10 protein-coding genes are annotated in these 12,120 nt (G+C 50.1%); 5 read left to right on the plus strand and 5 right to left on the minus strand.

Translation table 11 applies throughout. From position 1 onward, the window contains the following. Positions 1–48: 48 nt before the first annotated feature. From leuS to P8J86_04355, 3 genes are read left to right on the plus strand one after another with little or no spacing between them, the layout of a single operon-like run. Positions 49–2,886 (plus strand): leucine--tRNA ligase, encoded by a 2,838-nt coding sequence (leuS, locus tag P8J86_04345; protein MDG2053918.1) that lies wholly within the window; start codon positions 49–51, stop codon positions 2,884–2,886. A 28-nt stretch (positions 2,887–2,914) separates the two neighbouring features. Further along, a complete protein-coding gene (locus tag P8J86_04350) occupies positions 2,915–4,180 on the plus strand; it encodes a hypothetical protein (GenBank protein ID MDG2053919.1) in 1,266 nt (421 codons plus the stop codon). Further along, a complete protein-coding gene (locus P8J86_04355) occupies positions 4,177–4,656 on the plus strand; it encodes a DUF2007 domain-containing protein (protein MDG2053920.1) in 480 nt (159 codons plus the stop codon). The genes P8J86_04350 and P8J86_04355 overlap by 4 nt, the downstream gene beginning before the upstream one ends. On the opposite strand, the gene P8J86_04360 is transcribed toward P8J86_04355, so the two are convergent. The 5 genes from P8J86_04360 to tpiA are packed head-to-tail and all read right to left on the minus strand — an operon-like array spanning position 4,622 to position 8,747. Continuing rightward, positions 4,622–5,413 (minus strand): PDZ domain-containing protein, encoded by a 792-nt coding sequence (locus P8J86_04360; protein MDG2053921.1) that lies wholly within the window; start codon positions 5,411–5,413, stop codon positions 4,622–4,624. The two genes, P8J86_04355 and P8J86_04360, sit on opposite strands and share 35 nt — an antisense overlap. After that, on the minus strand, positions 5,410–6,528 hold the full coding sequence (locus P8J86_04365) for a phosphotransferase (GenBank protein ID MDG2053922.1): 1,119 nt from the start codon (positions 6,526–6,528) through the stop codon (positions 5,410–5,412). Before P8J86_04365 ends, P8J86_04360 begins: the two co-directional genes overlap by 4 nt. A gap of 28 nt (positions 6,529–6,556) precedes the next feature. Then, entirely contained in the window at positions 6,557–7,444 is an 888-nt protein-coding gene (locus P8J86_04370; protein ID MDG2053923.1) for a YicC family protein, read from the minus strand. A 5-nt stretch (positions 7,445–7,449) separates the two neighbouring features. Beyond that, complete coding sequence (gene secG / locus P8J86_04375) at positions 7,450–7,902, minus strand: preprotein translocase subunit SecG (GenBank protein MDG2053924.1); 453 nt, start codon at positions 7,900–7,902, stop codon at positions 7,450–7,452. Between the two features lie 23 nt (positions 7,903–7,925). After that, a complete protein-coding gene (gene tpiA, locus P8J86_04380) occupies positions 7,926–8,747 on the minus strand; it encodes a triose-phosphate isomerase (protein ID MDG2053925.1) in 822 nt (273 codons plus the stop codon). Positions 8,748–8,973: 226 nt separating this feature from the next. Here tpiA and alaS point away from each other — a divergent pair, with 226 nt between their 5' ends. Beyond that, the gene (gene alaS, locus P8J86_04385) at positions 8,974–11,796 is read left to right on the plus strand and encodes an alanine--tRNA ligase (protein ID MDG2053926.1); all 2,823 of its coding nucleotides are present in this window, start codon (positions 8,974–8,976) and stop codon (positions 11,794–11,796) included. Continuing rightward, entirely contained in the window at positions 11,793–12,119 is a 327-nt protein-coding gene (locus tag P8J86_04390) for a hypothetical protein (GenBank protein MDG2053927.1), read from the plus strand. The genes alaS and P8J86_04390 overlap by 4 nt, the downstream gene beginning before the upstream one ends. Position 12,120 lies beyond the last annotated feature (1 nt).

Below are 12,120 nucleotides of genomic sequence, written 5' to 3' on the forward strand. Positions count from 1 at the left end.
CCTATCACTGAGTCACGAACTGCCTGCTAGGGATACCTTGCATTTTTTATGAGCACTGACGCACACCAATCGTCAACACCCGCCCAGCGCTATACTGCTGAACTGGCATCCCAGATCGAAGCACGGTGGCAAAAGCACTGGGTTGAAAATGAGTCATTCCAAACACTCAACCCAGGCGATGAAGGATTCGATGCTTCAAAGCCAAAGTTCTACTGCCTTGACATGTTCCCATATCCATCGGGAAAGGGACTGCATGTTGGGCATCCATTGGGTTACATTGCAACCGACATCATCTCGCGTTACAGACGCATGTGTGGTTACAACGTTCTTCACCCAATGGGCTGGGATGCCTTCGGACTACCTGCAGAACAATATGCGATTCAGACAGGTGTACATCCTGCAATCACGACCAAAAATGCAATTGATACTTATCGAATGCAGCTATCTAGCTTTGGCATGAGCTATGACTGGTCAAGAGAAATCGCCACAATTGATGCCGACTACTACCGCTGGACACAGTGGATCTGGCTCAAGGCTTATGAGTCTTTCTTTGATCCAAAACAACAGAAAGCTCGGCCTATCACAGAGCTCCGAGATGAACTTGCGGCAGGCCATTGGGCGATCGATGACAGCGGTGATTTGGTTGCGCCGGAAACCAACAATTGCATCCGCTGGGATACGCTCGATGACGAACAGCAGCGACACACCATTGATCTCCTTAGACTTGCGTATCTCGATGAGCAAGTGGTGAATTGGTGCCCTGCCTTGGGCACTGTATTGGCCAACGAGGAAGTGATTGATGGAAAATCAGAGCGAGGGCATCATCCTGTCACGCGTCGTCCACTCAGGCAGTGGATGTTCCGTATTACAGCCTATGCCGATCGCCTCTTGAATGATCTTGAAAGCGTTGATTGGCCAAATTCAACCAAGACCATGCAACGAGAATGGATTGGACGAAGCGAAGGTGCTGATATTGATTTTGAGCTTTTGCAACCAATGGAAGGCTCGCTCCGTGTTTACACCACCAGAGCAGACACACTTTTCGGAGCAACTTTTATGGTGGTTGCTCCAGAGCATCCGCTGATCGACCGCTTATTAGAGCAACCAACTTCTGAGTGCAACTCGCGAGAGCTGGATCTCTATGTACAAGCTGCTCGTAATCGTTCTGAAGTTGATCGTATGGCCGATACGAAGGATAAGACTGGTGTGTTTACAGGCGCTTATGCTGTGAACCCTGCCACTGGAAAACCGATACCTATCTGGGTCGCGGACTATGTGCTTATGGGATATGGGCATGGCTCTGTCATGGCGGTCCCTGGCCACGATCAGCGCGATAACCAGTTCGCTAAAAAGTTCAACCTCCCAATTGTCGAAGTTGTTCGTCCAGCAGAAGACGTTGTCGCTGATGAATGCTTCTCAGGAGAAGGACTCGCCGCCGATTCTTCTAATGACGAAGTGAGCTTGGATGGCCTTGAAACGACTCAAGCAAAAAAGTGCATCCTTGACTGGCTTGAATCAAAAGGATACGGCCGACGAAAAGTAAACTACAAACTGCGAGATTGGCTCTTCTCCCGGCAACGATATTGGGGCGAACCCTTCCCAATCGTCTACGACAGTAAGGGCGACCACTATGGCATTAAGGCCGACGCACTACCTGTTGAATTGCCTGAACTTGAAGACTATAAACCGGTGGAGTCATCAGAGCCTCAACCAATGCTTGCCAAGGCCACCCAATGGCATCAGACCACTGCCGGTGAAGCTGGCGTTGACTCCAGCTTCTTGCCTGCAGAAGCAAAAGTGACTCGCGAACTATTAACGATGCCTGGTTGGGCCGGTTCTTGTTGGTACTACCTTCGTTACTGTGATCCAAAAAATAATGCTGATCTGATTGGTAAAGATATTGAGTCTTACTGGGTTGGCCCACAAACTGACTCGATTGGCGGGGTCGACCTTTATGTGGGTGGTACCGAGCATGCGGTGCTTCACCTCCTGTACGCTAGATTTTGGCACAAACTGCTCCATGACTTTGGCAAAGTAACCAGCCCTGAGCCTTTTGGAAAAATGTTTCACCAAGGGTTGTTAACTTCCTTTGCATATCAGCGCACAGATGGTTCGCTGGTAGCTGTTGATGAAGTCGATGAAACTGAAGATAAGTTTATTGAACGAGCCACTGGCGATGAGGTCATTCAAGTCACCGCAAAAATGAGTAAGTCGCTTCGCAATGTCATTAATCCAGATGATGTTATTGCTGAATATGGCGCCGATACACTTAGGCTCTATGAAATGTATATGGGACCACTTGAAGCGAGTAAGTCATGGAATCCCCGTGATATCATCGGCGTCTTCCGTTTTCTACAGCGCGTTTGGCGACTGGTTATTGATGAAGACTCAGGAAAAATAAAGAACGTGAACAGCACTGATCCAGATGTTGACCGTGCGCTCGCCAAAACCATTCAAAAAGTCTCGAACGATATTGAGCGACTGTCATTCAATACCGCAATCGCTTCCATTATCGAATTCACGAATCTAGCTACTGCAAAGGGTGGCTTAACACACAAACAAACATTTGAACTGGCATGTCTGCTCTCGCCATTTGCGCCCCATATGGGCGAGGAAATGAATGCTCGTCTCGGCGAGCCCCATGACTTGGCGAATGGCCCCTGGCCTGTCCCAAATGCGGCACTCCTCAAAGATGACCATGTTGAACTACCTGTACAGATTATGGGTAAGGTCCGAGGTAAAATCAGTGTGGCAGCAGATGCTTCCGCTGAGGAGATAGAAAAGATCGCCCTGAAGGATGAGACAATCGCTCAGCAGCTCGCAGATAAACAGATACGAAAAGTTGTTGTTGTACCTGGAAAAATCATAAACATCGTGGCTCAATAGCCAAATCAAACCGTAAAGAGCATTGGTAATGAATAACCAAGCCGACATTATGCGCATGGCTGAATCTGACCCCGACGTCGGTCTTATTCACAAGGACCAAACATTATCCGGCATGATTGCCATGTTCCCTGAAAAAGAAAAGCCGGCAATGAACGATGTCGTCGGCGCTATGGCGGTTTATGTTGGCGAAGCAATTGAAGTTCAAAAAGAAGCACTACCCTCTGAGCCGCCTGTTGAATGGGCTTATCGAATTCGGGTACCCGGCCATAATCACGATATGGTCCTGTGGTGCGCACAAGCAACCGATCAACCACCGTTGGAAATATTCGAAGGCAACAAGCCCGACTTCCAATGGGTCGTGGGTGTTGATGCACTTTTAGATTACACCGATCCACTTAGCAGCCTTGCAGATTTGATTCGAATGCTGGTCACAGCAACCTCACGTAGTACAGCCATATTGGATCTTGAAACAAATCGCTGGCATGGCCCCGGAGCCCTTGCGTCATACTTCCTCAATACGCAACTGGAACCGCCCTCCGAAATGCTCTGGCTCGTGCAATCCAGCGTGAATCAAGATGATTCACTCTTTACCTTGTATACGAAGGGCCTTGCGCGATGCGGTAGGCGTGATCTAAAAATCCAGGGGCTTCATCAATCACAGCTTGAGTCGGCGGTACAACTCTTAAATGCTATTGCTGCACAGAGCGTAGAGTCTCCACTCTCTCAACCACCAACGACCGTTGAAATTGGCCATCATGCCGAAGTCCGGTTGCGAGAGCCCGACACCGAATCCGAGCCCAAAACAGATAACGCTGTTCCTCAAGAACAACGAGCCGCTCTGCTGGTGCTAGACGCAGTAGAGGAAACGTTGCCGACCAACCTACTCTTACAGCTCACCAAAGGTGCCGCAGCCCTTTGGTTACCCAGCCGCGACCAAGCAAGGCGCGGCCAACTCGCCCGACTGACACTTCCTCACTTCACAGAAATCTTGATGGACGAACAGTCCTATCAAGACGCAACTTATCTCGTGCAAACATCGCTCACAGATGGGCAAGCGAGAGAGTATGTATGGACCAATGTCACAACCCAAAATGAGCAGGGCTTTGTCGGCGAACTGATTGAAGATCCAATTCTTGAATGTGGGCCCAAAGGCGGCGACCGCATGATTATTTCGGTGGAGGCCGCTGAAGACTGGCGCATCGAAGCTGGAACGACAATCATCGCGCCTGAGAATATTGACCTCAAGCTCATCGCGGATTCGACACCACCGGATCTAGAGGGCGAGTCACAATGAACCAGGACCTGCCTGATGATCTTGTGGTGCTGTTACAGACACCATCAGCTTTCCAAGCCAATGCACTTGTTGCTCTACTTGAAGATTCGGAGATCAATGCGCTGGCAATGGAGGAAACGCTCATGGGTGCGCTCAATCCAAGCACAGCGAAGACAGTCGTTTTGGTTCGTGAGGCCGATCTCACAAAAGCCCAGTTCACCATCGATCATGCACGTCGTACAGCTCGAGATATCAATTGGGAAGAGGTTGATGTTGGAGACGAAGTCGCGATCAAGGGGCGCCATCGCAGAACTGAAAACCAAAAATCATCTGGTTCTTTACCACCGGTGATTTTCCTATTAGCGATTCTTGGCATCTTGCTGGTCGTCGTTGGCATTCTGGCGGGTGTGATTTCACTCTTTCTGCCAGTACCAGATCCCCAGGCCAACCTGGGATCAACCTTTATGGTTGCTTTTTCGCACGCTGTGATTTTATAACAACTCCATCAAGTGGAATCACTTGCAAAGGCACAGAGCTCTGCCGCACCCGCTCTTCGATTCGAGCAAGCAGCGAAACATCAATCACGTTGATTGCTCTTGTTTGTGATGGCAGTCGATTACTGTCATCTAAAAGATCCGCAGAACCAAGTATGACATCAACCTCAAAGTTCTCGATCTGCGGCACGTTCGCTTCATCAAGAATCTGCCGACCTTGCTCGTCAACAACTGGGCGTTCGATCTCAAGCCGGACCTTATCGCCAGGCCGCTTTGCTTGAACATGCAAGATCAAATCACTTGTAGAAGTCGGGCGAATGCCGTCTAGTCGAATGATTGCATCGCCTAAAACAAGAACCTCTCGGGCAGGAAGATCGTCGAGCAAGTCCGTAACAAGAACACGCCCTCCACGTCCATTGGCATTACCACGAAAACTCATCCGAATACCGAGCGCTCCACGAGGCGCATTGAAGAGTCGAAATCGGAAGGCTGACATCAGTCGCTGCCGCTGCTCTTCTTTAAGTGTTTCGGTATCGAGTCGAGATTGAATTTCATCATCAGTAATATCAGACTCAATGAGTGCTCGCGTCGCAAATTCACGCACTGAGAAATTCTCTGAACCCATTTGTTCAATGATGAGATCCAATGGCATCGCTATTGAGGATTCTTGATCGCCCACACTGGACGCGCCGTTTGCCTCGGCCACCTGACCCAACGTCAACGGCGTTACTAAAAAAAGTATGACAGCAATGTTAATCATGAGGTTTCCAGAAGTTCTACCAGACTTGTGGCCCGTCGCCGTATCCATCGTACCTTCTCTGTGACCACACTCAAGAAGTCACTGCCACGAAGGCGGCCAAATGTACCAGCGGCCGCGATTGGGTAAACACTTTCAGCAATAATTGCCTCGATCATGAGCCATGGAATCGCGTGGCACTCCGCTGGTGACAAGGCCTTTCCAGAGGCCGCCTGATAGCCGGTCGCTATTGCCTCTATGAACGAAACGTTTAGACCCTTTGGCCAGCTTTGTAGTGATTGAGTTGAGCCCATACACATTGAAAACTGGAGAATTGCATTGGCAAACTCAACAATTCTAGGTTCACGGCGTGCACAATCGAAGTCAAGAACAGAAGAAATTACATTACCACTGAAAAGTAGGTTTCCTGGATGCCAATCACCATGGAGATAAGTACTTTCCCAGTCGCTAAATCCCAGTTTCTCTGTCTTGTTTGTGGCATCACGATAGGCGCGCCGCAGAAACGTACAACACTCTTCCAGACTCTCTTTGTTTTCTGTTTTCTCAACAACTTCGACCACGCTTGGTATTTGCTTGATTTTATTGTTGATCCCTTTCACCGCATGGAAGGAAGAGAGAGGCGGGCAGTATTTGATCTTTACAGAATTGAGTATGTGGTGAAGTTGGCCTAAGACAGCCCCTGCCTCCCACGCATCGTTTTTAGTATTGTCAAAACGTCTTCCTGGCACAAATTCAAACAGCTCATACACTCGACCATCTAACTCAAGCGTGGTCGTTTTTGATCGCCGAGTTGATATCAGTGGCGCTACAGGGAAGCCTTTTGCTGCCAAATGAGCCTGTAATTTATGAGCAAAACGCACGCGCTGAGGATCATCTTGACCGACCGCTCGCCTCTTGAGCAGGTAATTGCCTGATTCACTGACGATGCGCGCCTTGGGCGCCCGGCGAGATCCCCGAGAAAACGATTTGGCTGACTTCAGCACGCCAACGTCATAATGACTGAGCACGATTGCTAACTCGTTACGATCAAATTTTGCTTGCTGTTGTTGGGCCTCAGCCCCTGGGCCAAGATGGGGCAGCTGATAATCAATGCCAGTTAATGGTGTCTTACCATTCATAAATCAGCGTTCATACTGGGCAGAATTCCTACTCGACATTCTGCACCTGCTCTTTGATCCGATCAATAAGTCCCTTGATCAGTACAACATGTCGACTCACCGTAGCGTCTAGGCACTTACTTGCGATCGTATTTGCCTCCCGTAGCATTTCCTGTGAAAGAAAGTCGAGTGTTCTTCCCACAGGTGCTTCATTCTTCTCATTGAGAATGGAATGAAGCTGATCAATATGACTACGCAAGCGTGTCAACTCTTCATTGATATCTGATCGTTCAGCAAAAATCGCAACCTCACGAATCAAGTCTTGATCCGAGAGACTAGCGCCCGCTTCATTGGCAAGTAATTCAACGCGCTGCTGCAGTCGCGATTGGTACTGACGGACAACTTCTGGTGCTCTTTTATCAACTTCAGAAAGCAACTCAGCAATTTTGCCACAGTGATCCTCAAGATCGCGTTGAATTGAGTCGCCTTCTCGGTGACGCATTTCCTGTAAATCGGTTGTCGCTTTCTCAACCAGCTTCATAATCGCTGGTTTGGCTCGGGAGGAGATATCGGTCCGACTGGCTTCCGAATAGGCGCCGGGAAGCATCAAAAGTGCCGCTAGATCGGTTTGTAGCTGAACCCCAGCTGCCTCTGCGATTCCCCTGAGCTCTGACAAGTACCGCTCAACTACGACACGGTTAATGGCAGCGCCAGCCTCTGGTGAATGATCCACATACCGCACTGTGAGAACAACGCTACCACGAACAATGCTACCCGAGACGAAACGCTCAATATCGACTTCTAGTTCCTGTAGCGAATCGGGCACCCGAACCTGGCACTTAAAAAAGCGGTTGTTCACCGAACGAATCTCAACCCCATACTCGACGCCGTCGAGACTCTGTGCGGCACTACCAAATCCTGTCATCGATCGGATCATGTGTGTTAACCATCCGATGATCCGCTCGCTGGCGGAACTGTTGTTGGAGTTATTGCTGTAGGTGCGGGAGTCACTGGCCCGGCGGGTGTTGGAGTCGCTGTTGAGGGCACTGGACTCAGGCCACCTGGTAACGGTGGTGTGGTTGAAGGTGCTCCAAGTGGCTGCTGAAATGTGCTCGTTGCAGCCTCAGGTGGACTAGCTACAGCATCGGGATCGATGTTATCGAGCAAGTTGAGCGCAATGGCCAAACCGAGATAACAGACAAATGCAATCACCGTCATATAGGTCAACGCATCACCTACTCGACCACCAAAGATCGTCTCAGTGCCTGAGCCACCAGCACCACCGAAGGCGCCAGCTAGACCACCGCCTTGAGGGCGCTGAACCAAGATGATCAGTACCATTGCCAGTGATACGACGACAAATACAATCATCAGGACAATAAACCAATTACTCATAACTACTCCAGTGAAGACTCCCTTTATGGAGTCTGAATTGACTGCTCTGACGATGTGTTCCCGCAGCAGAGAGTCGCCGCATTAACGATCTTGCTAAATGAATCCGAATTAAGCGAAGCGCCCCCGATGAGCCCTCCATCAATGTCGGGTTTACTAAAAAGGGTGGTCGCATTATCACTATTAACTGATCCACCGTACTGGATCGGAACGGTTGCTGCAGACTCCGTATCGTAGGCACTTGCAAGCGTCGAGCGAAGAAGCTCATGAACGGCCTGGGCGTCCTCGGGAGTTGCTGTTTTTCCAGTACCGATCGCCCAAACAGGTTCATAGGCAATCACAAGCTGATCAAGTCTCCCCTTGTCGATACCAGCAAGGCCTAACACCAGCTGATCTCGGTTGATTGCCTCAGTTTGCCCATATTGCCGCTGTTCACCAGTTTCTCCAACACAAAGCACGCCTTGAAAACCTGCTTCAAGCACTGCTATCAGCTTTTCATGAATCAATACTTCAGGCTCATTAAGAATATGGCGCCGCTCAGAGTGGCCGACCAGTACATAGGTGACCCCTAGATCCTGCAGCATGGCCGTCGATATTTCACCCGTAAATGCACCATCAGCACCAGGATAGACATCTTGTGCTCCAAGCTGAATACCAGTGCCCTGGATCACCTGACTCACCTGATGTAAGTAGCAAAACGGCGGAAATACGACCACGTCCACCTGCTGGCAGTCGTCACCACAATGCTCAACAACCTCTGTAGCCAAAGCCACTGCCCCTTGGCTATCGGTGTTCATCTTCCAATTTCCACCGACAACGGTTCGTCGAGTGGGTTTGAGAGAAGTCATAAGAGGAGCACTCCAAGGGCTAGCTGAGCCAAAAGGGGGATCGAGCAGGATATCCGCCGTGCCCGGTGGCCGCAAAATTGAGCCACTGCATCCCAAAAAGGAAGGCCTAGAGCGAGGTTGCTGGGCCCAAACAGACCGAGATAGCTGCCTTTCATCCTCCACTGGGGCGTCCGCTGGCTTTACCATGGCGGACTATTGCTTGAAACTTCATTGCTACGGGAGCACCATGAGCCAATCTGCCAATGACATCCGCCAGGACTTCATCGACTTCTTCGCTGATAAACATCGCCACCAATTCGTGCCCTCATCATCTGTCGTTCCTCATGACGATCCGACCCTGCTGTTTACCAACGCTGGAATGAATCAATTTAAAGATGTCTTCCTTGGACGAGGAACTCGGCCATATACGCGCGCTGTCAATTCGCAAAAGTGTATCCGTGCCGGTGGCAAACATAACGATCTTGAAGATGTTGGTACTGACACCTATCACCACACGTTCTTTGAAATGCTCGGCAACTGGTCTTTTGGAGACTACTTCAAGGCTGAAGCAATTCAATGGGCTTGGACGCTGCTTACTGAAGTTTGGCAACTTAATCCTGATCGACTTTACGTAACTGTTTTTGCTGGTGATGACAACGATGGTCTGTCACCAGACAAAGAAGCTGAAGAACTGTGGCGTGACTTAACAAATGTCAATCCGAAACACATCACCCGCTGGGGTCGCAAAGATAATTTCTGGGAAATGGGCGAGACAGGTCCATGCGGACCTTGCAGTGAAATTCACTATGACTCGACATCAGATGGATCTGGTGGACCACTCGTCAACATGGATGACCCCATGGTGATTGAGATTTGGAATCTCGTCTTTATTGAATTCAATCGAGGACAAGACGGAAAGCTGGTTAAATTACCACAGCAACATGTTGATACAGGCATGGGCCTTGAGCGTATTGTTCGCGTCCTACAAGGTGCCGACAGTAATTATGACACCGATCTATGGACACCTTTATTTACAGCGATCTGCGATAAGACCGGTGCTCAGCCATATGCTGGCTCAGTGGCTGACCCGCTCGACATCGCCTACCGAATCATCGCCGATCACATTCGATGCCTGACCGTTGCACTGAGCGATGGAGCTCGTTGCGGAAATGAAGGCCGCGATTATGTATTGCGGCGGATCTTACGACGAGCAGCCCGTCACGCGCGACAGACCATGGGGGTTGATTGCCCGCTCCTGTGTCAGCTAGTTCCTACTGTTGTCGAGTCGCTTAGTGCCGCGTTTCCTGATCTTAAGGAATCCGCTCCCAAAGTCTCTCAACTCATTGAAGACGAGGAGGTCAGCTTTTTAAGGACTTTAGATCGTGGCCTTGCACTGTTTGATCATGCTGCCGCCGGTTCTACAAAAGGGGTCTCTGCAAAGAGTGCCTTTGAACTACATGATACCTATGGATTTCCGATCGACTTGACTGAAGTGATGGCAAAAGAAAGAGGCCTACCTGTTGATCGTGATGGCTACGAGCAACTCATGGATGAAGCTCGAAAGCGAAGCCGAAAGACAGGTGATGCCGCGCAGGATCTTGGACTCACGCCAGATGCAATCGCTGACCTCGAGTCAAAAAAGACGAAGCCTACCAACGATGTCGCCAAGTTTGAAGGCCATGATATTGACACAGCCATTGAAGCAATTTGGAATGGCGCGAGTTTTATCAAAGAGTTATTGCCTGGAGAACATGGATGCCTCGTTACCACGGAAACCAACCACTACGCTGAACAAGGCGGGCAGACTGGAGACTCCGGAACAGTCGAAGCCATGATCATGGGTGATGACAGCTCCGCCGCAGGCGTCGCCGCTTTTGTCGTCGAGGACACCATTCGATCTGGTCCATACGTTTTACATGTCGGCCGCTGTACCGAACGTCCACTGCGCCCAGAGCAACCATGCAAGCTCATCATCGAAGAAGCAAGACGTCAAAAGATTATGGCAAACCATACTTGCACCCACCTTCTCAATCTCGCACTACGAAAGGTGCTAGGTGAAGAGGCAGATCAACGCGGTTCCCTTGTTGCCGATGATCGTCTTCGATTTGACGTTGCTTGTGGCTCTGCAATGACACCAGATCAACTGGCTGCATGTGAGTCTCAGGTCATCGCCAATATTGAGCAAAATCTCGGTGTGCACACACAAGAAATGCCTCTTGAAAAGGCCCGATCGATTAATGGCTTACGCGCCGTCTTTGGAGAGCGCTACCCCGAACGAGTCAGAGTGGTGAGTATCGGCCCAAATTTTGATGATGTATTTGCTGATCCATCTGCATCTGATCTTGCTTCTTTTTCATTCGAACTTTGTGGCGGAACACATGTCTCTTCGACTTCAGATATTGGCACCTGCGTCATTGTGCAAGAACAAGCCCTTGCAGCTGGCATACGCCGCATCACCGCTTTAACAGGCGAAAGTGCTCGGCAAGTACAGGCGACGGGCGAGGCCATGTTGGCTCAGCTCAAGGACATGACAAATCTTACAGATGATGCCTTTTTACAAGCACTGTCGCAACTCTCACAACAACGCAGCGAGACTACTTTAGGTGTTATTCACAAACACGAAATTGATGGCCAGCTAGAGTTGTTACGTAAGCGAGCCAAAGAAGCAAAACGCCAAGCCAATACTGCTTCTACAGATGATGTACTTGCGCAAGCAAGAGAATTAGCTGATAAAAGTGATGGCCAAGTCGTTATAGAACAGATCGCCGGTGCTTCAAAGGACACATTGCTTCCAGCGCTTGATGTGCTTCGAGCAAAGTGTCCGGATAGCGCCATCATGCTGCTCTCGCCTGATACCGATGAAGGGCGCGTTGCAATTGCCGCTGCGGTACCAAAGCCACTGATCACCAGCGGCCTAAAAGCTGGCGACTGGGTTCGCGCTGCGGCCCAGGCTTGTGGCGGCGGAGGCGGCGGCCGACCTGATATGGCTCAGGCTGGTGGCAAAGACCCAAGTCTTATTGATAAGGCAATAAACACAGCAAACGACTTTGCCAAGGAGGCACTTTCATGACGTCCAATGATCCCAAGCACTACATCACCAATCTACATTCTGTAGAACGGCAAATAGGCGAGCATGTTCTGGCACTACTCGCCGCGCCAGAGCACGTTGCCACACTCACAACCGTTATACCGGGTGTTGGTACTGATCGCGTTGCATCCATACCGCTCACCCGCGATGAACTTGGTGACGTACAGCAGATTCTTCAGAAGGTCGAGGCCGGCGAGCCAACGCGTGTTCCATGCGTTGGCTTTCATTGTCGAATCGACGAAGCAGTTGAAGAAGAAAGCCATCGAGATGATCGACGATCAGAAGAATCACTAGGAAATGACTAGC

Source organism: Phycisphaerales bacterium, from assembly GCA_029268515.1.
Classification (GTDB): Bacteria; Planctomycetota; Phycisphaerae; order Phycisphaerales; family SM1A02; genus JAQWNP01.